The following is a 24,634-nucleotide window of genomic DNA, read 5'->3' as shown; positions in this document are numbered from 1 at the left end:
GGCCTTGAGCAGGGTGCAGTGCCGTTGGCCGGAAGGCCCATATCTTCATGAGCAAGGAGAACATCATGCACACGGCTGCCGCCATACCATACGAGAGCAAGCATAAGATCCGCTTCGTTACCGCCACGAGCCTGTTCGACGGGCACGACGCTTCCACCAACATCATCCGCCGCATTCTCCAGTCCTCCGGCGCGGAGGTGATCCACCTGGGGCACAACCGCTCGGTGGAGGAGATCGTGACGGCCGCCATCCAGGAGGATGCCCAGGGGATCGCCGTCAGTTGCTATCAGGGGGGGCACGTCGAGTTCTTCCGCTACATCCGCGACCTCCTGGAGGAGCGGGAATCGGGGCACATCCGGGTCTTCGGCGGCGGGGGAGGGGTGATCATCCCGGAGGAGATCAGGGAGATCGAGGGGTACGGGGTCGCCAAGATCTTCTCTCCCGAGGACGGCCGCCGGATGGGACTGCAGGGGATGGTCAACCACATGCTGGAGCTCTGCGATTTCTCTCCGGAGCGGGTAATCGAGGAGGAGATCGGCAAGCTCAAGGACCAGGATATCCGGGCGGTCAACACGCTGATCTCCTTGGCTGAGCAGTCGGTCCACGAGCAGTCGCAGGGGTATGCCGGCGTGCGCGAGCAGATACGCGGAATCGGGCGCGAGGTCCCCGTGGTGGGGATCACCGGGACCGGCGGGGCCGGGAAGAGCTCGCTCACCGACGAGCTGGTCCGCCGTTTTCTGCTGGATTTCCCGGAAAAGAGTGTGGCCATCCTGGCGGTCGATCCATCCCGGCAGCGGACCGGCGGGGCGCTTTTGGGCGACCGGATCAGGATGAACGCCATCAACACCAACCGGGTCTACATGCGCTCGCTCGCCACCCGCGAGTCGCGCTCGGAGCTCTCGGCTGCCATCCATGACGCCCTCGACGTGGTCCGCGCCGCCGGGTTCGATCTCGCCATCGTGGAGACCTCGGGAATCGGGCAGGGGGATGCGGGGATCGTCGGGATCGCCGATGTCGCCCTCTACGTCATGACCTGCGAATTCGGGGCGCCCACCCAGCTCGAGAAGATCGACATGCTCGACTTCGCCGACCTGGTGGCGCTCAACAAGTTCGAGCGGAAAGGGGCGGAGGACGCCCTGAGAAACGTCCGGAAGCAGTACAAGAGAAACCGCAATCTCTTCGATCTCCCGGACGAGGAGCTCCCGGTCTTCGGCACCATCGCCGCCCAGTTCAACGACCCCGGCACCAACGTGCTCTACCGGGCGCTCCTGGACAAGATTAATGAGAAGAAGGGGCTGCAGCTCGCCTCCTCGCTCACCGTTATCGATGCCCGGAGCAAGAACGCCTCCATCATCCCCCCCGACCGTATCCATTACCTGGGGGAGATCGTCCATGCTGCCCGCAGCTACCGGAGGAAGGCTAAGGAGCAGGCGGAAGTGGCGCGGCGTCTCTTCCAGCTCGAGGGGGCCAAGGAGGTGGTGGGAACTTCCGCCGCGGTCCTCGACCGCCACATCGCGGCGTACAAGGAGAAGCTCCTCGACGAGCCGCGGAAGATCCTCAAGGATTGGCCCTGCCTGAAGGAGACTTACCGCCAGGACCAGCTGGTCACCAAGGTCCGCGACAAGGAGATCAGGAGCGATCTCTACACCACCACCCTCTCCGGGACCAGGATCCCCAAGGTCTGCCTCCCCGACTTCGCCGACTGGGGCGAGATCGTCCGCTGGTGCATGCTGGAGAACGCTCCCGGCTTCTTCCCGTACACCGCCGGGCTCTTCCCGTTCAAGCGGGCCGATGAGGATCCCAAGCGCCAGTTCGCCGGGGAGGGGACCCCGGAGCGGACCAACCGCCGCTTCCATTACCTCTGCAAGGACGACGACGCCAAGCGCCTCTCCACCGCCTTCGACAGCGTGACCCTCTACGGCGAGGACCCGGACTATCCCCCCGACATCTACGGCAAGGTCGGCGAGAGCGGGGTATCCATCTGCACCGTGGAGGACATGAAGAAGCTCTACGCCGGGTTCGATCTCTGCGCCCCCAACACGAGCGTCTCCATCACCATCAACGGGCCGGCGCCCATGATGCTCGCCTTCTTCTTCAACGCAGCCATCGACCAGCAGGTTGAGCTCTTCCGGGCGCGCGAGGGGCGGGAGCCTTCCGCCGCCGAGTACGAGGGGATCCGGGACTGCACCATCCAGACCGTGCGCGGGACGGTGCAGGCGGACATCCTCAAGGAGGACCAGGGGCAGAATACCTGCATCTTCTCGACCGAATTCGCCCTGAAGATGATGGGGGACATCCAGCAGTACTTTATCGGGAAGAAGGTGAAGAACTACTACTCGGTCTCCATCAGCGGCTACCACATCGCGGAAGCGGGGGCTAACCCGATCTCCCAGCTCGCCTTTACGCTCGCCAACGGCTTCACCTACGTGGAGTACTACCTCTCCCGCGGGATGCATATCGACGACTTCGCGCCGAACCTCTCCTACTTCTTCTCCAACGGGCTCGATCCGGAGTACACGGTGATCGGGCGGGTGGCGCGGCGGATCTGGGCGGTGGTGATGCGGGAAAAGTACGGCGCCAACGAGCGGAGCCAGAAGCTTAAGTACCACATCCAGACCTCGGGGCGCTCGCTCCATGCGCAGGAGATGGATTTCAACGACATCCGAACCACGCTGCAGGCACTGACTGCCATCTACGACAACTGCAACTCGCTCCACACCAACGCCTACGACGAGGCGGTGACGACGCCGAGCGAGGAGTCGGTGCGGCGGGCCATGGCGATCCAGATGATCATCAGCCGGGAGTTCGGGCTGGCCAGGAACGAAAATCCCACCCAGGGCTCTTTCATCATCGAGCAGCTGACCGACCTGGTGGAGGAGGCGGTCTTGGCCGAATTCGAGCGGATCGACCAGCGAGGCGGTGTGCTGGGTGCCATGGAGACCCAGTACCAGCGCTCCAAGATCCAGGACGAGTCGATGCTCTATGAGCACAAGAAGCATTCCGGCGAGCTCCCGATCATCGGCGTCAACTGCTTCCTCAATCCCCGCGCGGGTGAGGAGGGGTACCAGGTGCCGGGGGAGCTGGCCCGGGCGACCAAGGAGGAGAAGGAGCAGCAGATCGTCAACCTGCGCGCCTTCCAGGAGAGAAACAATGAGACCGGTCCGGCGGCGCTCCGGCGCCTGCAGGAGGTGGCTGTCGCGGGCGGGAACATCTTCGCGGAGCTGATGGAGACGGTGAAGGTGGCATCGCTCGGCCAGATCACCCGCGCCCTCTACGAGGTGGGCGGCAAGTACCGGCGGAATATGTAACTAAGGAACGGAGGGGATATGGATCTGTTTCAGGTGGTGAGGGACCGGCGGAGCATCCGCAAATACCAGGAGCGGCCGGTCGAGTGGGAAAAGATCGAGCAGGTTTTGGACGCGGCGAGGCTCGCCCCGTCGTGGAAGAATATGCAGTGCTGGCGTTTTCTGGTCCTCACGGAAGGGAAGGGGAGGCAGGCGCTGCTCGACGCCTTCCCGGACGACAACCCCGGCAAAAGGGCCATTGCCTCGGCGCCGGTGATCATCGTGGTCTGCGCCGATCCCGCGGAATCGGGGATCGAGAACGGCATCGAATACTACGTGGCCGACACGGCCATCGCCTTCGAGCATCTTTGCCTGGCCGCCCACGCGCTCGGGCTCGGGAGCTGCTGGATGGGATGGTACGACGAGCCGAAGATCAGGGAGGGGCTGGGGATTCCCGAACGGCTCCGGGTGGTCGGCGTCACGCCGCTCGGCTATCCCGACCAGGAGCCGAAACCGCGGCCGCGCAAGGAGCTTTCCGAGATAGCCTTCGTCAACCAGTGGGGGAACGCGACATGCTGACGAGCAAAGAATCGCAAGAGAGAATCGGCCGCCTGCAGCACTCGTTGCAGGCTTCGGGGCTGGACGGTGCCCTTATCGTCTATCCCATCGACATCTATTACTACAGCGGCACCCGCCAGAACTCGACGCTCTGGGTCCCGGCCCACGGCGAGGCGATGCTGATGGTGAGAAAGAGCTTCTCCCGTGCGCTCAAGGAGAGCCAGATCACCGATACCCGGGCTTTCCCCTCCAGCAAGGAGTTCCCCGGGCTCTTCGGGCCGGAGATCAAGCGGGTGGGGATGACTTTCGACGTCCTCCCCGTCCAGCAGTACAACTACTATGCGAAGCTCCTTCCCGGACGGGAGTTCGCCGACATCTCGCAGACCAACCGGGAGATCCGGTCGGTGAAGTCCCCGTGGGAGCTGGAGAAGATGAGAAAGGCGGGGGCGGCTCTTTGCTCGGTATTCGAGGAGGTGCCGAAATTCCTCAAGCCGGGAATGCGGGAGCTCGACCTGGCCGCGGAATTCGAATGCCGACTCCGCAAGGCGGGGAGCGAAGGGTACGTCCGGATGCGGGCGTTCAACCAGGAGCTCTTCCAGGGGCTGGCGGTATCGGCGACCTCGGGCGATCCTGGCTTCTTCGACGGGGCGGTGACCGGGCGCGGGCTCTCTGCCGCTTCTCCCCACGGCGCCTCGCGTGAGGTGATTTCGGCGGATGCGCCGGTGCTGGTCGACTTCACCGGGGTATTCGACGGTTACATCGTGGACATGACCCGGATCTTCGTGGTGGGGACACTGGCGCCGGAGCTGCAGCGGGCTTTCGCCACCGCACTCGCCATCCAGGGTGCCATCCAGGCGGAGCTTAAGCCGGGGGCGATCTGTGAGGACCTCTTCTTCCTGGCGGCGCGCATGGCGGAGGAGGCGGGGCTGGGGAAACACTTCATGGGGGCGCCCGGGGAAAACGCCCGCTTCGTCGGTCACGGGGTCGGCCTGGAGCTCGACGAGGTGCCGGTGCTCGCCCAGGGGTTCAAGGGGGCTTTGAGCGAGGGGCACACCATCGCGGTGGAACCGAAGTTCGTCTTCCCAGGACTCGGCGTGGTGGGGATCGAAAACACCTTCGCGGTAACTGCCAATGGGGGAGAAAAGCTGACTCCGCTGGTGGATCAGATCGTGTACCTGTAAGTACTTGCTTTGCTGGTAACTAATACCCCGTCCCTTGAGGGAGGGGGCGAGGGGGTGGGGGAAGCGTCTACGCAGTGCGGAAGCTCGCCTCCCCCTCACCCTAGCCCTCCCCCTCACCCTAGCCCTCCCCCTCAAGGGGGGAGGGAACTGAACCCCGCCTTTTCATTCCAGCTCCACCCACATCTATAACCTTTTTTCCTTCTCAACCTGCCGTTAAACCTAATCTTTGACGTGTTGTTACTTTAACGTTTGCTACACATAAAAATCTGTTCTAAAAATCGTTGACATTCACGTAAACGGACCATATAATCCCCGACATCCAAGCACGAAAGGAGAGTGGAAATGGAAGAGATCTTCGTCGTTGACTGCGTCAGGACCCCCTTCGGTTCGTTTAACGGAGCACTTTCGGATGTCGAGGCGCCGTCGCTGGCGGCTACGGCTATGAAGGGGCTTTTCGAGAGGTCGGGGCTGGACCCGTCGGCGGTCGATGAGGTGATCATGGGGCAGGTGCTTTCGGGCGGCTGCGGACAGGCTCCTGCCCGTCAGGCGATGCGCGCGGCGGGGATCCCCGACCGCGTCCCGGCCCTCACCATCAACAAGGTGTGCGGCTCCGGCCTTAAATCGATCATGCTCGCGGCGGACTCGGTCCTCGTCGGCAACTCCGAGGTGGTGGTCGCCGGCGGGATGGAGAACATGTCGCTTGCTCCCTTCATCCTCAAGAAGGGGAGAAACGGTTACCGGATGGGCCATGACCAGCTCTTCGACCTGATGATCCACGACGGTCTGCAGGATCCCTTTACTGGAAGGCACATGGGGGAGATCGGTGAAGACAGCGCCGTCCGCAACGGCATCAGCAGGCAGGAGCAGGACGAATTCGCTCTCCGCTCGTACCGGCTTGCCCAGGGGGCGGTGACTGGCGGACTCTTCGCTAACGAGATCGTCCCGGTGGTCAAGAAAACCCGCAACGGCGAGGCGGTGGTAGGCCGCGACGAGGAGCCGTTCAAGGTCGATTTCGAGAAAATCACCCAGTTGAGGGCGGTTTTCCGCAAGGACGGCACCATCACGGCGGGCAATGCCTCCACCATCAACGACGGTGCCGCGCTGACGCTGATCACCAATGGCTCCGCGCTCAAGAAGTACAACCTCCATCCCAAGGCGAGGCTGCTCGCTTCCGCTACCAACAGCCTCCATCCGGATGAATTCCCGGAGGCTCCGGTGGGGGCGATCGAGCGCGCCTGCGCAAGGGCGGGGATCTCCGTGGACCAGGTCGATCTCTTCGAAATAAATGAGGCGTTCTCGACGGTGCCGCTTATCGCCATGAAGAAGCTCGGCATCCCTCTGGAGAAAATCAACGTCAACGGCGGCGCCTGCGCCATCGGACATCCGATCGGTGCGAGCGGCGCAAGGCTGGTGGGGACGGTGATCCATGAGCTCCACCGCAGGAAGGCGCGGTACGGGCTGGCGACGCTCTGCATCGGCGGGGGAGAGGCTGTGGCGGCGGTTTTCGAGAGGGTGTAGAAAAATCCCCCCTGTCCCCCCTTTGACAAGGGGGGGACCTCTTTCCCACCGGAATTGCCGGAAGAACCTTGGCAAAGGGGGGGGCTGACGCCGGCGTGGCAACTGGGGCACTGTTGGCGGGGACATGAATAACTAATCTCTTCAAGGAGGAGAAGGATGATTAAGACGGTAGGTGTACTCGGGGCGGGACAGATGGGGAACGGCATCGCGCACGTGTTCGCTCAGTTCGGATACGACGTGGTGCTCTACGACATCGCCAGCCAGCAGTTGGAGAAGGCGGTGGCTACCATCCGCCAGAACCTGGAGCGGCAGGCCAAGAAAGGGGCGATCCCCGAATCGCTGGTCGCGGAGACCATGAAGCGGATCAGGACCACCCAGAACCTCACCGACCTCTCCGGCGTCCAGTTCGCGGTCGAGGCGGTCACCGAGCATGAGCCGCTCAAGCTGGAGATCTTCAGGAAGCTGGACGAGGTCGTGCAGCCGGATGCCATCCTCGCCTCCAACACGTCTTCCATTCCCATCACCAAGATCGCCTCGGTCACCAAGCGCCCGGAAAAGGTGATCGGCATGCACTTCATGAACCCGGTGCCGATCATGAAGCTGGTGGAGGTGATCCGCGGCCACGCTACCAGCGAGGAGACCTTCCAGACGACCGCGGCCCTGGTGGCGAAGCTCGAGAAGGAGATGGCGGTTTCCCAGGACTACCCCGGCTTCATCGTCAACCGCGTCCTCATCCCCATGATCAACGAGGCGGTCTTCGCGCTCTACGAGGGGATCGCCACGGCGGAGGATATCGATAAGGGTATGAAACTGGGGACCAACCAGCCGATGGGGCCGCTGACTTTGGCGGACTTCATCGGGCTGGATACGGTGCTCGCGATCGCCAACGTCCTCTACGACGGCTTCAAGGATCCCAAATACCGTCCGTGCCCGCTGCTGGTGAAGATGGTTAACGCCGGGTACCTCGGAAGGAAGTCCGGGCGCGGGTTCTATAGCTACTGAGGTGAGCCGCAGCAGGGAAAAGTCCCCCTTTGTAAAAGGGGGATTTAGGGGGATTTTTTCCTGCTGACAAGCCCACAAATCCCCCCCAGCCCCCCTTTTTCAAAGGGGGGAGAGTGACGCGAGGCAAAGGAGCTCTCATGGAATTCAAAAACCTGATCATTGAAGCTGCCCACGGGGTGGCGGTGCTTACCATCAACAGCCCGAAGACGCTGAACGCTCTCAATAGCGAGGTCCTCGGCGAGATCGAGTGCGCCCTCTTCGAGCTCAACCTCGACGAGGCGGTCAAGGCGGTCATCGTCACCGGCGCGGGGGACAAGGCCTTCGTGGCGGGCGCCGACATCAAGGAGATGGCCTCGATGAACGCCTACCAGGGGCACCAGTTCGGCCTGAAGGGGCAGCGGGTCATGATGCTGATCGAGAAGATGACCAAGCCGGTCATCGCCGCGGTCAACGGCTACGCTCTCGGTGGCGGGCTGGAACTGGCGCTGGCCTGCGACTTCATCTACGCCTCGAGCAAGGCCAAGCTCGGCTTCCCGGAGGTGACACTCGGGATCATGCCGGGCTTCGGCGGTACGCAGAACCTGGCCAGGCTGATCGGCCCCAACCGGGCCAACGAATTGATCTTCACCGGAAAGATGATCGATGCGGAGAAGGCTCTGGCCTGGGGACTCGTCAATGAGTTGGTGGCTCCCGAGGAACTCATGGCCAAGGCAAGAGAGACGGCGGCTGCCATCGCCGGTGTCGGAACGCTGGGCGTTTCCTACGCCAAGAACGCCATCGCCAACGGTCTCAACATGACCAAAGAGGACGGCTTCCGCTACGAGGCTTCTCTCTTCGGCGTCCTCTTCGCTACCGAGGACCAGAAGGAGGGTATGGCGGCCTTCGTTGACAAGAGGAAGGCGGCCTTTAGCGGGAAGTAGCCGCCCTTACGTTCCCCCCTTTGCGAAGGGGACAGGGGGGATTTTAGGCGGGGCCGGCCTTTCCTTTGAGGTAGGCTTCCCCCACCCCCTGGCCCCCTCCCTCAAGGGGAGGGGGGATCGGTTTGAGTAGGGTGGGCACACCGTGCCCACGCGGGGCTGACCGAGCGGGTTTACAAGTAAATGGTGGGCAGGGGCTGCCCACCCTACGAATCTACGAATTGGTCTAAATCGAAAACATATCGAAAGGGGGTAGCACCATGAATTTCGAACTCAGCCAGGATCACAAGGTTTTGCGGGACTCGGTACGCGAGTTTGTCGAGAAGGAGATCAAGCCGCTGGCCATCAAGATCGACGAGGAGCACCGGATTCCGGAGGAGCTGGTCGCCAAGATGAGCGAGATGGGACTCATGGGGAGCTACATCCCCGAGGAGTACGAAGGCGCCGGGCTCGACATGCTCTCCTACTCTATCGTGGTCGAGGAGGTCTCCAAGGCCTGCGCCTCCAGCGGCGTTCTCATCTCCGCCCACACCTCGCTCGCCTGCGATCCCATCTACCGTTTCGGTACCCCCGAGCAGAAGAAGCAATACCTCCCGGATCTCGCCACCGGCCGCAAGATCGGCTGCATCCTCCTGACCGAGCCGGACGTCGGGAGCGACGTCTCCGGGATGGCGACCACCTACCGCCGCGAAGGGGACGAGATCGTCATCAACGGCGGCAAGACCTTCATCACCAACGGCGGCTTCCTCGGTACCGGCGTCCTCTTCGCCACCCACGACAAGAGCCTCAAACACAAAGGGATCTCGGCCTTCATCGTCGATCTTTCTTCGCCGGGGGTAACCATCCTCAAGAACGAGGTGAAGATGGGGATCCGCGGGAGCTACACAACCGCATTTGCTTTCGACGACCTGCGCATTCCGGCTTCCAACCTCCTCGGGAGCGAGGGGCAGGGATTCAAGATCGCCATGGAAACACTCAACGGCGGAAGGATCGGAATCGCCTCGCAGGCGCTCGGGATCGCCGGCGGCGCCTTCGACCGGGCTCTCTCCTACTCGAAGGAGCGCAAGCAGTTCGGGGCTCCGCTTTCGGATCTGCAGGCGATCCAGTTCAAGCTCGCCGACATGTACTCGAAGATCGAGATGGCCAAGCTCCTCACCCATAAGGCTGCCTGGATGAAGGACAGCAAACTGAACTACGCAATGGAGAGCGCCATGTGCAAGATGTGCGCGTCGGAGGCGGCTACCTGGGTCACCAAGGAGGCGGTGCAGATCCACGGCGGGTACGGGTATATCGCGGATTACGAGGTGGAGAGGATGTACCGCGACGCCAAGATCACCGAGATCTACGAAGGGACGAACGAGGTTCAGAGGGTGGTTATCTCGAAGATGCTGCTGGGGTAAGGCTTCAATTGATTTCTGAGATGCAAATCCTCCCTGTCCCCCCTTTGACAAGGGGGGGACGGTTGGGCCATCTGCATCGGTTATGGGATGCGGGTGGGTGAAGTGAAGTGGAAGGGAAGGGGCAGTGAAGGGGAAGTGAAGAAAAGTCTGAAGATGTGGAGAATGCTATGGAAATGACACGGGAAATATACTGGAACGTGGGGCACGGGGTGGTGGTGCCGATGTACATCCTCGTCTTTGCCGCCTTCGCGGTCTGCGGCTGGGGATTCATCAAAAGGCTCCCGCTCTACCGGCAGGGGAAGCCGCTCGACCGCTTCGACCATTTTCCGGAGCGGGCCAAACGGATGGTCACCGAGGTCCTCGGCCAGGAGAAGGTCGCCCGGGTGAAGGCGGGGGGCATATTCCATAACCTCTTTTTCTGGGGCTTTTTGACCCTCTTCGCGGGGACGCTGCTGGTGATGGCCCAGGCCGATTACCTCACCCCGGTCATCAAGGTGAATCTCCTCTCCGGCACCTTCTACCAGGGCTTCTCGGCGGTGCTGGATCTCGCCGGGCTTACCGCCATCTTCATGCTGGGAGGGCTCTTCGTCCGCCGCTTCGTGATCCAGCCGGCCTCGCTGGAGATCACCGAGGACGACTACCGGATCCACCTTCTTCTCTTCGCCATCCTTATCACCGGCTTCATGGTGGAAGGGGCACGGATGGCCGCCACCGAGGTGGTACAGAATCCCACTCTCGCGCGCTTCTCCCCGGTCGGGCTCCTCGCCGCCAACCTCTTTCTCCCCTTCACCGAGGAGTCGATCCGCACTTCGCACCAGGTCCTCTGGTGGATCCACATGGGGCTCGTGGCAGGCTTCATCTGCATGATCCCGTACAGCCGCCTCAGGCACATCGTCACCACCAGCCTCAATGCCTTCTTCGCTCCGCTGGAGCCAAAGGGGACGCTGGCCACCATCAATCTCGAGGATGAGGACCTCCAGCAGTTCGGCGCCGCCAAGGTAGCGGATCTCACCTGGAAGGACATCTTCGATGCCGACGCCTGTACGAGCTGTGGCCGCTGCCAGGACCGCTGCCCCGCCCACGCCACCGAAAAGCCGCTTTCGCCCATGAAGGTGATCAAGCAGATCGGCGAGGCGGCAGAGGCCGGGCAGGAGACGGTGCTGGCGGAGTCCATCGCCGAGGACGCCGTCTGGTCCTGCACTACCTGCCGCGCCTGCCAGGACATCTGCCCGGCCAACAACGAGCACGTGAACAAGATTATCGAGATGCGCCGCAACCTGATGCTGATGGAGGGAAGCTTCCCCGGCGACGAGGTGCGCACTGCCATCGGCAACATCGAGGTGAACGGCAATCCGTTCGGGCTCGCCTACGCGGGGCGCGGCGACTGGGCTACCGGCCACGGCGCGACGCTGATGGAGGAGGGGGAGGAGGTCGATGTCCTCTATTTCGTCGGCTGCTATGCCTCCTTCGACAAGCGTAACCGCGCTATCGCCGAGAAGTTCCTCAGGATCTGCAACGCCGCCGGGGTCAGGGTCGGCATCCTCGGCAAAGAGGAGAAGTGCTGCGGCGAACCGGCCAGAAAGCTCGGCAACGAGTACCTTTACCAGACGCTTGCCGCCGAGAACATCGAGTTGATCAAGGGGTACGGCGTGAAGAAGATCGTCACCACCTGCCCGCATTGCTTCAACACGCTTGGGCGCGATTACCGCGACCTCGGTCTGGACGTACCGGTCGAGCACTACACCACCTTCATCCACCGCCTCCTGGAAGAGGGGGAGCTGCACCTGCACCCCGAACCGTTCGTCGCAACCTATCACGATTCCTGCTACCTCGGCAGGTACATGGACGTGATCGACGAGCCCCGTGCGGTGCTGGCGGCGGCGGGGGGGCGGATCCAGGAGATGTCCCGATCGGGCTACGACAGCTTCTGCTGCAGCGCCGGGGGCGGCCGCATCCTCGCCGAGGAGAAGCTCGGAAGAAGGATCAACGTGGAAAGGGTGCAGATGGCCTCCGACACCGGCGCGCCGGTCCTCATCTCCAACTGTCCGTTCTGCCTCACTATGTTCGAGGATGGGATCAAGACGGGCGGTTTCGAAGGGGGGATCGTGGTCAGGGACCTGGCGGAAGTGGTGGCCGAGAGGATTGCGGTGATTCATCTTCCGCACCGTCCGGCCGAACCGCCGGCGGAGGGGGAAGCGGAAAGACAGCCGGTACGGGCGGCGGGGTAGGGCAGGCCTCCCCCACCCCCTGACCCCCTCCCTCAAGGGGAGGGGGAACGATAGGAAATGCGGGCATCGGGTTCCCCCCTTTGCGAAGGGGGGACAGGGGGGATTTCAGCAGAGGCCGGCTTCATCCTCTGTTGAGGCCTCCCCCACCCCCTGACCCCCTCCCTCAAGGGGAGGGGGAAGAGTATTGAGGAAAAATAGGGCGGTCATGAAAGTGGCTGACCCAGCGGAGGCCAAGATGAAGCAGCGCGGTGGACAGGTGCAGGTCTATACCGGAAACGGGAAGGGGAAAACGACGGCATCGCTGGGGCTCGCTCTCCGTGCAGTCGGGAGGGAGCTGAAGGTCTGCATCGTCCAGTTCATGAAGGGGAGCGGCGATTACGGCGAGCACGTGGCCGCGGAACGGCTCTTCCCGAACCTCACCATTCACCGGACCGGCCGCGACGGCTGGGTAACGAAGGGTAATCCCCATCCGGAGGACCTGTCGCAGGCCCGGCTGGCGCTCGATCTCGCGCACAAGGCGCTCGCCTGCGGGCAGTATGACTTGGTCATCGTGGACGAGATCAACGGCGCTGCCTGGTTCGACCTGGTCACGGTCGACGAGATCCTCGCCCTTATCGCCGCCAAACCCGGAGGGGTCGAACTGGTGCTGACCGGACGCAGCGCGGACGAGCGGGTGATGGAAGCAGCCGACCTGGTGACCGAAATGCGGGAGGTGAAACATTACTTCCGCCAGGGCGTTCCGGCGCGAGTCGGCATCGAGATGTGAAAAAGAGGAGCCGCCATGACCAATGAAGCGAATAAGCCTCTCTCCGGCCTGCGGGTCGTCAACCTCGCCTTGAATCTTCCCGGCCCGGCAGCCGCCCAGCGGTTCCGCCAGCTCGGGGCCGAGGTGGTGAAGGTCGAGCCTCCCGCTGGTGATCCGATGCGAAGCTACCACGAAGGGTGGTACCGGGACATGGCCGAGGGGCAGGAGGTGGCGACCATCGACCTGAAGGGCGTGGACGGGCGCCGCGAGCTGGATGCGCTCCTTGAGGGGGCCGACCTCCTGATAACCGCCAACCGGCCTGCCGCGCTCGCCCGGCTCTCGCTCGACTTCGAAACCCTGCATCGGCGTTTCCCCCGTCTCTGCCAGGTCGCCATCGTCGGATTTCCCGCTCCCCGTGAGAACGAGGCCGGGCACGATCTGACCTACCAGGCGAATCTCGGCCTCATCGCGCCGCCCCAGATGCCGCGCACGCTCATGGCCGACATGGCGGGGGCTGAGGAGACTATTTCCGCGGCGCTGTCGCTGCTGCTGGCGCGCGAGCAAGGGCAGGGGGGCGGGTACGCGGAGGTCGCGCTGTCGGAGGCGGCCGCGCGCATGGCGGAGCCTCTTCGCTACGGCGCCACCGCGGCAGGCGCGGTTCTTGGCGGAGGTATTCCCGAGTACAACATCTATCAGGCCCGCGAGGGGTGGGTGGCGGTGGCGGCTCTGGAACCGCACTTCAAGTCACGGCTCGACGTCGAGCTGTCGGCTACGGGTGCGGCCGATTACCGGGAGGCGTTTCTTGCCCGGAGCTCGCAAGAGTGGGAGGCCTGGGCACAGGAGCGCGATATCCCCATTGTCGCCGTAGCGGGGGCCTAGAGGGGTAACGGGGTGAGGGAATGGCGCACGAAAGCAAGTCAGTAGCGAGCACGAATTAATAAGGGAGGCGACGATGCATCTTGAACTCAACGAGGAGCAGAAACTGATCCAGGATACCGCCCGCGACTTCGCTCGCGCGGAACTCGAACCGGTGGCGGCCCAACTGGACGAGGGGGGCGACCGCAGCCTCATGCTATCCAACCTCAAGAAGCTGGCCGAGCTTGGCTTCATGGGGTTGAACGTGCGGGAGGAGTTCGGAGGCTCGCAGGCCGGCACGGTCGCCTTCAGCGTCGCCATGACCGAGATCGCCCGCGCCTGCGCTTCCACCGCGGTCACTGTTTCGGTCAACAACATGGCCGCCGAGGTCATCCAGACGATCGGCAGCGAGGCCCAGAAAAACGCCTACATCCCCAAGATCTGTTCCGGCGAGTTCGCCGCCGCAAGCTTCGCCCTGACCGAAAACTGCGCCGGGTCGGATCCCGCGGGTATGTGTACCCAGGCGGTCGACGACGGCGATTCCTACATACTCAACGGCTCCAAGATCTTCATCACTTCGGCCCCCTACGCGGGCGTCTTCATCGTCTGGGCGGTCACCGACCGCGAGGCGCCCAAAGGAAAGGGGATCAGCTGCTTCCTTGTCGAGGCGGGGACTCCGGGGCTCGTGATCGGCAAGGAGGAGAAGAAGATGGGGCAGCACGCCTCGGCCACCAACGAGGTGATCTTCCAGGACTGCCGGGTTCCCAAGAGCGCCATGATGGGGAAACCGAACGACGGCTTCAGGACCGCGGTGGCCGAACTCGCCGGGGGACGAATCGGCATCGGCTCGCTGGCCCTGGGGGTCGGCCTTGCCGCCATGGACTACGCCACGAAGTACTCCACCGAGCGCTCCCAGTTCGGGCAGAAGATCAGCAACTTCCAGGCGTTGCAGTGGATGGTCGCCGATGGATACACCGAACTGGAGGCGGCGCGGCTCCTCTTGATGAATGCCGCCTTCCGGAAGCAGAGCGGGAAGTCATTCGCGAAAGAAGCTTCCATGGCCAAGATGTTCGCCACCGAGGCGGCCAACAAGGCGTGCTACAAGGCGGTCCAGATGCTCGGCGGCTACGGCTACACGGCCGACTTCCCGGTCGAGCGCTACGCCCGCGACGCCCGCATCACCGCCATCTACGAGGGAACCAACGAGATCCAGCGGGTGATCATCTCGCGGGAGATTCTGAGAAACTTCAACTGAAGCAGAGGCGCCAGGCCGCCAATCTCCCCCTTGATCCACCATCCCCCCTCCCCTGGAGGGAGGGGGCGAGGGGGTGGGGGAAGCGTCCACGGAGTGCCACAGCCAGCCTCCCCCCCACCCCGGCCCTCCCCCTCGAGGGGGGAGGGGGATCCAGTTCAAGGGGGATTCTTTAAATGGGCGGCTGCGGCAGGCAGAGAGATTTCAAAGGAGGGAGACGATGGGCAACAGCAAGCGCATTACCCTGCAACAGGCGGCGGAGATCATCAAGGATGGCTCCAGCCTCACCTTCTCCGGCTTCACCATCTGGCGACGGCCGTTCGCCATCATTTACGAGCTGATCCGCCAGCACCGGAAGGGGCTGCACCTCATCGAGGTGAACGGCGGCCCCCAGACCGAGTTCCTGGTCGGCGCGGGGTGCGTGGACATCTGGGAGTCCTGCTGGGTGGGGCACGAGCTCTACGGGAAGTACGGCGCCAACCTGTCGCGCAAGGTGGGAAGCAAGGAGATCCTGGTCGAGGATTACAGCCACGCGGAGATGCTCTTCCGCTTCACCGCGGCGGCCTCGGGTGCTCCCTACGCGGTGACCCAGACCTCCCTCGGGACCGATATCCATAACCCCGAGTACGACACCCTCGGGCGGGCGGGGCTCAGGGACGGGAAGAGGTTTCCCAAGCAGAAGTACGTCTTCAGCCACGATCCCTTCTTCGACGCCGGGCCGCAGGTGCTGGTCCCGGCGGCCAAGGTGGACGTGGCGGTCATGTGCGTGCAGCAGGTGGGGGAGGAGGGGACCGTCCGGGTGTCCGGCCAGTACTACTCGGATCCCGAGGCGGCCCGCGCCGCGGATATCACCATCGTCATGGCCGAAGAGATCGTCCCCGAGGAGTACCTGCGCCGGGAAGCCGACCGTAACACCATAACGAGCTTCGAGGTTGATCACATCGTCGAGGTCCCGTTCGGAGCCCATCCCACCGGGATGTTCGGGCGCTACGACGTGGACGGCGCCTTCCTGAAGGATTTCTACGGCAAGACCCGCACCCAGGAAGGGTTTGACGCCTTCGCCAAGGAGTGGATCTACGGTCAGGACCACATGAGCTACCTGGAGAAACTTGGCTGGCCGCGGATGCTGAACCTGAAGGCCAACACCGCCGTCAACTACTCGACCAGCGTGAAGAGGGGGGCATGAGATGACCAGTGAATATGCGAAACCGGAAGAGTTCGGGCTGGCGGATCTTCTCTGCTGCGCGGCCGCCCGCGAGGTCCAGGACAACGAGATCGTCTTCGCCGGGACGGGGCTTCCCATGGTTGCCATCATGCTGGCCCAGAAGACCCACGCCCCTAACCTCAAGCTGATCTTCGAGGCGGGGACCTTGGACGGCCGGCCGCCCCAGATCCCGACCTCGGTAGGGGATGCCCGCTGCGAGATGGGGGCCTCCCGCGCCTCCGGGTTGAACGACGCCTTCAGCATCGCCCAGCGCGGTTATGTCGATCTCGGGTTCCTCGGGGGAGCGGAGGTGGATGAATACGGCAACGTCAACACCACCTGCATCGGCGACTATCTGAACCCGGAGCTGAGACTCACCGGGAGCGGCGGCAACCCGGACATCAACTCCTTTGCCAAGCGGACCGTCTTCATCATGGTGCACGAGAAGCGGCGCTTCACCCCGCGGGTGAGCTACATCACGAGCCCCGGGTGGCGGGTGAAGAAGTGGCCGGAAGGGGAGTTCGTCCACCGCCGCGAGCTCTACGGCTCCGCCTACCGGGGCGGCCCCTCCGCCGTGATCAGCACCGCCGGCGTCTTCCGCTTCGACGACGAGACCGGCAGGATCTACCTCGACACCTGTCACCCCGGCAAGAGCCCGGAAGAGATCCGCGAGATGTGCCACTTCGACCTCGACATCAGCCGCGTCTCCGGGGAAACGCTCCCTCCCACCAGGGAGGAGCTCCACCTGATCCACGAGGTCCTCGATCCGGAGCAGATCTTCATCCCCAAGGTGAAACCGGCGTAGGCCCCATCGGAACGGACCCCCATCCCCATCCTCACCCTGTCCCTCCCCTTGAAGGGGAGGGAACCCTCTCCCCCTTCTAAAATCAGTGGGGTGTTTTCACCGCGCGTTAGCGGTCATTTAACGCAGCAGAGGGAATCCTCTCACCCTTGCCACAAATCAAGTCATCGATTTTACTGTCACTTTTTCCGCGCCGGAGTGGGCACGGAAAATGTAAACCCTCTTGCCCGGTACACTGACAGCCAAGGGAGACGAACCGGATGTTACCGACAGCCCTCATTATGATGACCCTCGCCTTGGCGCCCGCCATGGGTTACCAGCCGGTGACCGCCAGCGTGCGGGTTTCCAGCGGGGCGCTTTACGATTACGTGGTGATCGGGGAGCATCCCAAGGCGACCGACGGGTACGACAACGCCTACGACACGGTCTCGCCGGGGAACCTCAACGCGGACATGGGGGAGCCCTACATTAGCGCGGTGGTGCTCCATCCCGGCTGGAAACCGTCCCTGCGCGAGATGCGGGGCGATATCAGGGCGCTGGCTCCCCGCCAGGAATGGCGGCTGAAGATCACCTCCAGCCTCCCCGCCGGGACGCCGCTGACCCTGGAGATACAACCGGAGCGTACCAGGATCCCGAAAGGAATCGCGGTGACCGTCAGGACGGCGGACGGCAAAGAGATCGATCTGCAAAAGGGGAATTATACGATGCCGGCTCCCAAGCCTTCGTCACCGGCTGAGGTGGTGCTCGTCGTCGTGCAACCAAAGGAGGGAAACGAGGATCAGCATCCCCCGGTGAAGTAGAAGGTGGCTCCCTGGCCCGGTTCGGCCTCGGCCCAGATCTTTCCGCCGTGCATGGTGATCACCCGCTGCACGGTGGCGAGCCCGATGCCGGTCCCCTCGTACTCTCCGGTCCGGTGCAGCCTCTCGAAGGGGAGGAATATCTTGTCCGCGTAGGTCATGTCGAACCCGATCCCGTTGTCCCGCACGTAGTAGACGACCGGGAAGTGGCCGGAAAGACAGCCGAATTCGATTTTCGGGGTCGCGGTCTTGCGGGTGTACTTCCAGGCGTTTCCCAGCAGATTCTGGAGGGCGAGCTCGGCTAAGGCCGGGTCCCATTCCCCTTCGATCCCCGCGGGGACGGTGATCTCCACCTCCCGCTCGGGGGCCTGGCCGCTCAGTTCGCCGGCGACCCGGGACGCGACGTCGCTCAAGGAGACGTTTTCGCGGACGAGCTTCCGGCGGGTCACCCGGGAAAGCTTCAAGAGGTCCTCGATGAGGGAGCCCATCCTCCCCGCCGCCGAGCTGATCCTCACCAGGTGCTCCACCCCATCCTGGTCCAGCTTGTCCCGGTGTTCCTCGAGAAGGATGTTCGCGAAACAGTTCATGCCGCGCAAAGGTGCCCCCAGCTCGTGGGTTACCGAGTAGCAGAAGGATTCCAGCTCCCGGTTGAGGGCGCGCAGCTCGACGGTCCGCTCCAGGACCCGGTGCTCGAGGGTGTCGTGGGTCAGTCTTAGCTCCTGCTCGATCAGCTTGCGCTCGGTGATGTCGTAGTTGACCCCGACCATCTTGACCGCCTTCCCCTCGGCGTTCATCAGTACATGGCCGGCCCCCATCAGCCACCGGACCTCCCCGCCCGGTAAAAGTATCCGGAACTCGTGTTCCCAGTTGCGGCACTGCTTCAAGGCCGATCTGATGGACGATCTCAGCAGGTCAAGGTCCTCGGGGTGAACGCGGCTGAAGAAGGTCTCCACCGAGGGGTGCCCATCGCCCACCGGCAGCCCCATGAGCTCGTACTCCAGGGGACTCCAGGTGGCCTCGCGGCTTTCCAGGTCGAATTCGCACAACCCCATCTTCCCGCCGTCCAGAGCCAGCATCAGGCGCAGCTGGCTTTCGCGCAGGGAATCCTCGGCCCGCTTCCTGGTGAAAGCTTCGCCGGCTACGGCGGAGAGGGCGTTCATGGTCTCCAGGTCCTGTTCGTCGTATCCCCCCTCCCGCTTGGCCAGGGCGATGACTCCGATGATCCGCTCGCCGTCCCTGACCGGAACCCCCAGGAAGGCGGCAACCGGAGGGTGCCCGCCGGGAAGACCACTGAATGCCGCGTGGGTGGAGGGAGAGTTGGTAAAAAATGCCTCGCTCTGACCGAGTGCGTGCCCGAAGAGGCCGCGGACCGGGAAAAGAGGGTTTTGCGGGTCGAAAGGTGAAGCCCCTCCGCACTCTTCGATTGCCCGCTGGCTGATCTCCAAATTGGCCAGCACGCCACCTTTCACAATCTCGCCGATGAACCCGTAGCTGCTTGCGGTCACCTTCTCCGCGACCTCCAGGCAAAGCTTGCACAGTTCGGTTTCGCTGGCGGTGAAGGAGGCCCTGAGGATGCGGTCGATTCCCATCAGGAGGGTGTTCTGCCGCCGGATCCTTTCCTCGTGTTCCTTGCGATCCGTTATGTCGGAGGCCCCGCCTACCCACTCGACGATATCCCCGTTTTCGTCGAACAGCGGAACGGCGCGCGAGGATACCCATCCCTCGGTACCGTCGATCCGGAAGACCCGGTGCTCGAGATGGAAGGGGCGGGCCTGCTCGACGGTTTCCCTGATGGCGGCGGCCAGCAGGTCGCGGTCGCAGGGAGGTATGTAGGTTTCCATCCAGCCGGTGCGGGGGGATTCGGTGCCGGTCAGGAAACGGTTGCCGTTGAGGTAGTACATCTCGCTCCAGTCCGGACTCATCCGGTAGAGCACCTTGGAGGTTACCGTCGCCAGGGCACGGTAGCGCTCCTCGCTTTGGACAAGAGCCTCCTCGGCAGTGACTCTTTCGGCCAGTTCCTTTTTGAGGACGAGAAGGACGGCCCAGACGAAGGCTCCCGCGGTGAGCGTGCTGAAGATGAAGCCGGTGGAGAGGTCGAGCAGCCGCGCCGCCGCGGTGGGATAGGGGACGATCTTCTCGGGTGAGTAGGCCTCGATGGCGAGCAGGACGCAGCCGTTGGCGGGCACCAGCAGGAAGAGGGAAACCTGGGTGGCACCCTCGAAGAAGATGATGGGGATGAGGCCGGCGGCGAAGAAGAAGTACGCCACGCTGCCCTGGGACCCCGCGTTGAAGAACCAGCTGGTGTCCAATACGGCCAGGGTGGCGAGGTAGAACGAAAGTACCCGGATGCGTCCCTTGCGCGACTCCTGGTGCATCCAGAAGATCGCCGCGCCGTAGGCCAAAACCGCCAGGTTGAGGGGGAGCGGGAGCCCCTGCATGATGTTGGCTGTGGTGACGACGGCGCAAAGGACGGTTAGGAGGAGCGTGGTGAGCGGAAAGAGGGCAGCGTTCACCAAACGTAGCTGACTGGAGACGGCATGCGTGGCAGGCATCTTGATTCCCCGATCGGAACGGCCGGAGTCATCCCAGGTAAGGGCAGGTTGTGCCCTGCAATCATCGGTGCTGTATTGGCACGGAAAGTGGCGGCAGAATAGCAAAACGATTAAGTGAATTCAACTAAAAATGGCCAATGGATCAACCGGGATGCCTAGGCCTCTCACAGCCGGGAGGTGCCCGCCTTGGTGCCATACTGGTTGACATGCTTTTGCATGTTGCTAACAGTATTTTAAAAATCTGTTGCAATATATTCAAGCTGTTGACGCTATATAGCGGCGAGGCTAAGCCTTTTCGCGTGATACTTGCTGAAGCATAAAATATTGTTATGTGTAACAGGCTTAAATTACTGAGATACGCCGGCCGTTAGGCTTGGCATAGTTACTGATAGAGCGCTTTTCTTAATCAGGTCACAACAAGCCGAATGACGCAGGTTCCGGAGCGGCGGCCGGCTTGTTCTTCACGCCGGCCACGGAGGAGGGATAGTTCAATGAAATTGCTGGCGGCTGTAGATCAAGAGGGGCAAGAAGGACAGCCGGGACTGGTGTTCGCGCTTTCCTTCATGGCCTGCGCGATCATGGCTGCCGCTTTCATGCTGTACCTGCCGGAGCCGATCTGGACGGGGCTGCGGGACGTCACCATCGCCGCCGCCAAGGGGGTCGGTGCCCTCTGCGGCCTGGCGATGCTGAGCGACGGGGACATCCTCACCGTCAACGGCTTCTCCATGAGGATCATCCGCCAGTGTACCGCCATCGACTACCTGGCCTTTCTCTCCATCGCCATCCTTCTCTATCGCCGTCACCGTCTCTCCTACCGGCTTTTGGGCGTCGCGGTGGCGGTCCCCATTATCGTACTGGCCAATGCCGTTCGCCTGGTCGTATCGGGTTTGGTCGGCACCGGTTCCCGGAGGGCCTTCGAATTCGCCCACGATTACCTCTGGGTGGTTGCCTTCGCCCTCTTCGTCTTCGGACTTTGGACCCTTTGGCTGAACGGCCGTCTGCTCCCTTCGTCCAAGGCGGTGAGGGGGATCGTCCTGGCGGTCGCGGTGTCGGCTGGGGTCTACGGCCTCTTTCACCTGGTTCATGACGCTTACGGCGACCTCATGGCGCGGGCAGGAACCTTCATCTACGGCTTCCTGTACGATGACCACGGGGGACAGATCGTTCGCAGCGGGGATGCCATGGAGTACGTCCATGCCGGCAGGCGGTTCAGCCTCCACACGATGACCGAAGAGGTCAACATCGCCGCCTACCTGGGGCTGATGGCGCCCCTGCAGAAGAGGGGAGGATGGAACGTCGCCGTGCTGACCCTGATGGGGCTCGTCAGCATGATGGCGATGGGTGCCACCTTCATCGCCATCGATTGCGGCTTCGCCGTCACGGCCGGGAAAAGCGCGGCGGTCGGCTTCCTTTCCATCGGGAGCATCGTCCATCTTTCCCTCCCGATGGCGGTGTACTGGATCGTCACCCGGGTCAGCGCCGATACCGCTTCCGAGCCGGCCGCAGCACAAACGGCCCGGCCGCGGAAAAGCGAACTCTAAGCCGATTCCACTCTCTCAATCACGCCCCCTCTCTCAACCACGACCCGATTCCACTCTCTCAATCACGGCCCCTCTCTCACCCCCCCTCGTTTCCCACTCCTGCCCCACTCTCTCTCGCCGGAGCTGCTCCACGCCGGTTTGCTTCTTTACCACCGCTCCTGAGAATAACTTTTATTTACTTAGTGATAAATGGATGCTATATGCGATATTATGTTATCTCTGTGTAACAGTTTTGACGGCATGATCCCCGTTTGAGGGATATTTTATCTCTCGCTGGATCGCCAATCAGTGGAAGGAATCCGGGGCTGGTTTTAAGGAGGGGGAAATGTCGTCACTGGTATTGGGGCAGAAGGGGTTTACCCTGATTGAAGTCTTGATAGTTGTCGCAATCATAGCCATTCTGGTTTCCATTGCCATTCCTAAGTACGCCTCGTACAAGAAGACCGTTTACGACAGTGCGGCACTGGCCGATCTGACCAACTTCAAGATGGCCCTGTCGGTGTACCACTCCGATCACCTGCAGTACCCGTAGGAGGGATTGAGATGGGCAAGAAGGCAACGATATCGCTCGGACTTCTCCTGGCAGGCACCGCCGTCTGCACCTTTGCCGCCGTGGGGCTCCAAATACAGGGCGTTCCCGCCGGCGTCGGCTTCACCGCGTCCAATGGGGTCACCCTCAACTACAGCGGGACGGACGGCCACGACTACTACAGCATCGGGACCAAACACCGGGAAGGCGAAAAGTATTTCGTCACCACCAGCGGGATGGATGCCGTCTACTACCAGCAGATGGGTAGCGGCATCGTGCCGCAGACCGGGGACACCCCCGCCATCGACGTCATCGATCCTTCGCTGGGAGCTACGGTCACCGCCAGCGGAAAGGTCTATTACAAAAGGTAGCAAGCACCGCGCTTTCCTCTCCGCCGAGGGGAGCGCTCCCGGCTCTTCCCCCGTTTTCTCCCTTCTCTTCGCCGCCGCAGGCCGCGGGCTGCACCACCCCCCTCAGTAAAAATCCGCCGTCACGGCAGGCTTTGCCTCGCTTTTCCTGACTCAAGTTTTCGCCGCCCTCTCCGAACAGACCATAAGCGCATATACCTGTCCCAACCTGTGAGCGGAACTATCCGGAGGAGAACATATGAAAATTACAACCCGAATGAAGATCAATCTCGGGGTGACGGTAGGGGGGCTGCTGATCGTTTTCGCCCTGGCCATGGGCATCATCGGAAAGGTGAAGGTGAACGGGCCGATTTACCGGCAGATCGTCATGGGGAAGGATCTGGCCGCCGACATTCTTCCGCCGCCGTCGTACATCCTGGAGTCCTACCTGGATCTCCAGCTCGCCCAGGCGGGTGACGCCGCCGAAAGGCAGCGGCTGTTCGAGGATTTCAAAAGGCTCAAGAAGGAGTTCGACGAAAGCCACGACCACTGGAAGAAGGATCTTCCGGAAGGGGAAATGAAGAAGGTGATGATGGAGGACGTCTACAACCCGGCGGTCTCCTTCTACGAGGTGGCTCTCAACAAGTTTTTCCCGGCCCTTTTAGCGGACGACACCGCCACCAGCGAGCGGCTCTTGAGGACCACCCTCAAGGAGAGCTACCGCCAGCACCGCCAGCAGGTCGACCGGCTGGTGAAGATGAGCGACGATTTCTGCAAGAAGTCCGAGCTGGAGGCCGCGAAGGCGCTGCGGTTGTCCGAGATCGTCCTGTGCCTGGTGGGGTTGGCGATCCTGGCCGCCTCGATCCTCCTCAGCCTGGTCATCTCCCGTTCGGTCACCCGCCCGCTCGGGCGCTGCGTGGAGATCGCCGACCGCCTCGCCACCGGCGACCTCACCGAGGAGATCCCGGTGACCTCCGGGGACGAGACGGGGATGCTCATGGCGTCGATGAAGAACATGATCGAGAACCTCCGGCGGCTCGTCCAGAGCACGGTCACCATCTCGGCAAGCATCGCATCGGCCTCGACCCAGCTGAATGCCACCGCCGATCACATCGCCACCGCGGCCCACCAGGTGGCCGCCCAGACCGGTTCGGTGGCCACCGCAAGCGAGGAGATGGCGGCCACCAGCGAGGACATCGCCCGCAACTGCAGCATGGCTGCCGAAGCCTCCCGCTCCACCACCGAGATGGCCACCCAAGGGGCGCAGGTCGTGCAGGAAACGGTCAGCGGGATGACCAGGATCGCCGAGCGGGTGAAACACTCTGCGGACGTGGTGGGCACCCTGGGTGAGCGCTCCGATCAGATCGGTGAGATCATCGGGACCATCGAGGACATCGCGGACCAGACCAACCTGCTGGCGCTCAATGCCGCCATCGAGGCCGCCCGGGCGGGCGAGCAGGGGAGAGGGTTCGCCGTGGTCGCCGACGAGGTGCGGGCGCTGGCGGAGAGGACCACCAAGGCGACCCGGGAGATCGGGGAGATGATCCTCGCTATCCAGCGCGAGACCAGGGAGGCGGTCCGTTCCATGGAGGAGGGGGTCGAGGAGGCCGAGCGGGGAGCGGAGTCGTCGAAACGCTCCGGACAGGCGCTGGAGCGGATCCTCGAACAGGTCCACGACCTTACCATGCAGATCAACCAGATCGCCACCGCCGCCGAGGAGCAGACCGCCACCACCGGCGAGATCACCAACAACGTCCAGCAGGTCTCCGAGGTGGTGCAGGGGACGGCCAGCGGCGCCCAGGAGACCTCGAGGGCGGCCGGGATGCTGGCCCGGCAGTCCGGCGAGCTGCAGGAACTGGTCGGTTCCTTCCGGCTCTAGGTGCTTGGCACCATCCTCCATTACCCACATCCCGATCGGCACC

At 62.9% G+C, this 24,634-nt stretch carries 19 protein-coding genes; 18 read left to right on the top strand and 1 reads right to left on the bottom strand.

Translation table 11 applies throughout. The features are described from left to right. Positions 1-65 precede the first annotated feature (65 nt). From icmF to L4X63_RS21710, 14 genes are all read left to right on the top strand, one after another. A complete protein-coding gene (gene icmF / locus L4X63_RS21775) occupies positions 66-3,308 on the top strand; it encodes a fused isobutyryl-CoA mutase/GTPase IcmF (protein ID WP_350339211.1) in 3,243 nt (1,080 codons plus the stop codon). Between the two features lie 18 nt (positions 3,309-3,326). Beyond that, a complete protein-coding gene (locus L4X63_RS21770; RefSeq protein ID WP_250680774.1) occupies positions 3,327-3,863 on the top strand; it encodes a nitroreductase family protein in 537 nt (178 codons plus the stop codon). Then, a complete protein-coding gene (locus tag L4X63_RS21765; RefSeq protein ID WP_250680773.1) occupies positions 3,857-5,023 on the top strand; it encodes a M24 family metallopeptidase in 1,167 nt (388 codons plus the stop codon). Before L4X63_RS21770 ends, L4X63_RS21765 begins: the two co-directional genes overlap by 7 nt. Before the next feature lie 342 nt (positions 5,024-5,365). Then, positions 5,366-6,541: a thiolase family protein gene (locus L4X63_RS21760; RefSeq protein WP_250680772.1), complete on the top strand. Its 1,176-nt coding sequence runs from the start codon at positions 5,366-5,368 to the stop codon at positions 6,539-6,541. A 156-nt stretch (positions 6,542-6,697) separates the two neighbouring features. Next, positions 6,698-7,543, top strand: a complete 846-nt coding sequence (locus tag L4X63_RS21755; protein WP_250680771.1) for a 3-hydroxybutyryl-CoA dehydrogenase — start codon at positions 6,698-6,700, stop codon at positions 7,541-7,543. 137 nt (positions 7,544-7,680) lie between these two features. Then, a complete protein-coding gene (locus tag L4X63_RS21750; RefSeq protein ID WP_250680770.1) occupies positions 7,681-8,463 on the top strand; it encodes an enoyl-CoA hydratase-related protein in 783 nt (260 codons plus the stop codon). 257 nt (positions 8,464-8,720) lie between these two features. Next, entirely contained in the window at positions 8,721-9,860 is a 1,140-nt protein-coding gene (locus L4X63_RS21745; RefSeq protein ID WP_250680769.1) for an acyl-CoA dehydrogenase, read from the top strand. A 167-nt stretch (positions 9,861-10,027) separates the two neighbouring features. Continuing rightward, a complete protein-coding gene (locus L4X63_RS21740) occupies positions 10,028-12,088 on the top strand; it encodes a heterodisulfide reductase-related iron-sulfur binding cluster (protein WP_250680768.1) in 2,061 nt (686 codons plus the stop codon). Between the two features lie 184 nt (positions 12,089-12,272). Then, positions 12,273-12,854 carry a cob(I)yrinic acid a,c-diamide adenosyltransferase gene (locus L4X63_RS21735; protein ID WP_284694762.1) on the top strand — a complete coding sequence of 194 codons (582 nt, stop codon included), beginning with the start codon at positions 12,273-12,275 and terminating at the stop codon, positions 12,852-12,854. A gap of 15 nt (positions 12,855-12,869) precedes the next feature. Beyond that, positions 12,870-13,712 carry a CoA transferase gene (locus L4X63_RS21730; RefSeq protein ID WP_250680766.1) on the top strand — a complete coding sequence of 281 codons (843 nt, stop codon included), beginning with the start codon at positions 12,870-12,872 and terminating at the stop codon, positions 13,710-13,712. A gap of 73 nt (positions 13,713-13,785) precedes the next feature. Beyond that, a complete protein-coding gene (locus tag L4X63_RS21725; protein ID WP_250680765.1) occupies positions 13,786-14,943 on the top strand; it encodes an acyl-CoA dehydrogenase family protein in 1,158 nt (385 codons plus the stop codon). 217 nt (positions 14,944-15,160) lie between these two features. Further along, the gene (locus L4X63_RS21720; protein ID WP_250680764.1) at positions 15,161-16,126 is read left to right on the top strand and encodes a CoA transferase subunit A; all 966 of its coding nucleotides are present in this window, start codon (positions 15,161-15,163) and stop codon (positions 16,124-16,126) included. 1 nt (position 16,127) lies between these two features. Next, complete coding sequence (locus tag L4X63_RS21715) at positions 16,128-16,949, top strand: CoA-transferase subunit beta (RefSeq protein WP_250680763.1); 822 nt, start codon at positions 16,128-16,130, stop codon at positions 16,947-16,949. Positions 16,950-17,206: 257 nt separating this feature from the next. After that, positions 17,207-17,746: a hypothetical protein gene (locus L4X63_RS21710; protein ID WP_250680762.1), complete on the top strand. Its 540-nt coding sequence runs from the start codon at positions 17,207-17,209 to the stop codon at positions 17,744-17,746. Here the strand turns inward: L4X63_RS21710 and L4X63_RS21705 are convergent. Further along, a complete protein-coding gene (locus L4X63_RS21705; RefSeq protein ID WP_250680761.1) occupies positions 17,725-20,295 on the bottom strand; it encodes a PAS domain-containing protein in 2,571 nt (856 codons plus the stop codon). The genes L4X63_RS21710 and L4X63_RS21705 overlap by 22 nt on opposite strands. Before the next feature lie 491 nt (positions 20,296-20,786). Here L4X63_RS21705 and L4X63_RS21700 point away from each other — a divergent pair, with 491 nt between their 5' ends. The 4 genes from L4X63_RS21700 to L4X63_RS21685 all read left to right on the top strand — a co-directional run bounded on the left by L4X63_RS21700 (position 20,787) and on the right by L4X63_RS21685 (position 24,591). Beyond that, positions 20,787-21,836: an exosortase/archaeosortase family protein gene (locus L4X63_RS21700; RefSeq protein ID WP_250680760.1), complete on the top strand. Its 1,050-nt coding sequence runs from the start codon at positions 20,787-20,789 to the stop codon at positions 21,834-21,836. A 373-nt stretch (positions 21,837-22,209) separates the two neighbouring features. Beyond that, positions 22,210-22,368, top strand: coding sequence for a type IV pilin protein (locus L4X63_RS23795; RefSeq protein ID WP_502799935.1), 159 nt, complete (start codon positions 22,210-22,212; stop codon positions 22,366-22,368). Between the two features lie 11 nt (positions 22,369-22,379). Beyond that, positions 22,380-22,736 (top strand): hypothetical protein, encoded by a 357-nt coding sequence (locus L4X63_RS21690; protein ID WP_250680759.1) that lies wholly within the window; start codon positions 22,380-22,382, stop codon positions 22,734-22,736. A gap of 235 nt (positions 22,737-22,971) precedes the next feature. Continuing rightward, the gene (locus L4X63_RS21685; protein WP_250680758.1) at positions 22,972-24,591 is read left to right on the top strand and encodes a methyl-accepting chemotaxis protein; all 1,620 of its coding nucleotides are present in this window, start codon (positions 22,972-22,974) and stop codon (positions 24,589-24,591) included. The last annotated feature ends 43 nt before the right edge of the window (positions 24,592-24,634 follow it).

Source organism: Geomonas sp. Red32 (assembly GCF_023652955.1).
Lineage (GTDB): Bacteria > Desulfobacterota > Desulfuromonadia > Geobacterales > Geobacteraceae > Geomonas.
This window is presented reverse-complemented; position numbering and strand designations above follow the sequence as displayed.

Excerpts from the sequence above, each read along its gene's own strand:
- icmF (WP_350339211.1), top strand. The coding sequence starts at position 66 with ATGCACACGGCTGCCGCCATACCATACGAGAGCAAGCATAAGATCCGC.
- L4X63_RS21770 (WP_250680774.1), top strand. The coding sequence starts at position 3,327 with ATGGATCTGTTTCAGGTGGTGAGGGACCGGCGGAGCATCCGCAAATAC.
- L4X63_RS21765 (WP_250680773.1), top strand. The coding sequence starts at position 3,857 with ATGCTGACGAGCAAAGAATCGCAAGAGAGAATCGGCCGCCTGCAGCAC.
- L4X63_RS21760 (WP_250680772.1), top strand. The coding sequence starts at position 5,366 with ATGGAAGAGATCTTCGTCGTTGACTGCGTCAGGACCCCCTTCGGTTCG.
- L4X63_RS21755 (WP_250680771.1), top strand. The coding sequence starts at position 6,698 with ATGATTAAGACGGTAGGTGTACTCGGGGCGGGACAGATGGGGAACGGC.
- L4X63_RS21750 (WP_250680770.1), top strand. The coding sequence starts at position 7,681 with ATGGAATTCAAAAACCTGATCATTGAAGCTGCCCACGGGGTGGCGGTG.
- L4X63_RS21745 (WP_250680769.1), top strand. The coding sequence starts at position 8,721 with ATGAATTTCGAACTCAGCCAGGATCACAAGGTTTTGCGGGACTCGGTA.
- L4X63_RS21740 (WP_250680768.1), top strand. The coding sequence starts at position 10,028 with ATGGAAATGACACGGGAAATATACTGGAACGTGGGGCACGGGGTGGTG.
- L4X63_RS21730 (WP_250680766.1), top strand. The coding sequence starts at position 12,870 with ATGACCAATGAAGCGAATAAGCCTCTCTCCGGCCTGCGGGTCGTCAAC.
- L4X63_RS21725 (WP_250680765.1), top strand. The coding sequence starts at position 13,786 with ATGCATCTTGAACTCAACGAGGAGCAGAAACTGATCCAGGATACCGCC.
- L4X63_RS21720 (WP_250680764.1), top strand. The coding sequence starts at position 15,161 with ATGGGCAACAGCAAGCGCATTACCCTGCAACAGGCGGCGGAGATCATC.
- L4X63_RS21715 (WP_250680763.1), top strand. The coding sequence starts at position 16,128 with ATGACCAGTGAATATGCGAAACCGGAAGAGTTCGGGCTGGCGGATCTT.
- L4X63_RS21710 (WP_250680762.1), top strand. The coding sequence starts at position 17,207 with ATGTTACCGACAGCCCTCATTATGATGACCCTCGCCTTGGCGCCCGCC.
- L4X63_RS21705 (WP_250680761.1), bottom strand. The coding sequence starts at position 20,295 with ATGCCTGCCACGCATGCCGTCTCCAGTCAGCTACGTTTGGTGAACGCT.
- L4X63_RS21700 (WP_250680760.1), top strand. The coding sequence starts at position 20,787 with ATGAAATTGCTGGCGGCTGTAGATCAAGAGGGGCAAGAAGGACAGCCG.
- L4X63_RS21690 (WP_250680759.1), top strand. The coding sequence starts at position 22,380 with ATGGGCAAGAAGGCAACGATATCGCTCGGACTTCTCCTGGCAGGCACC.
- L4X63_RS21685 (WP_250680758.1), top strand. The coding sequence starts at position 22,972 with ATGAAAATTACAACCCGAATGAAGATCAATCTCGGGGTGACGGTAGGG.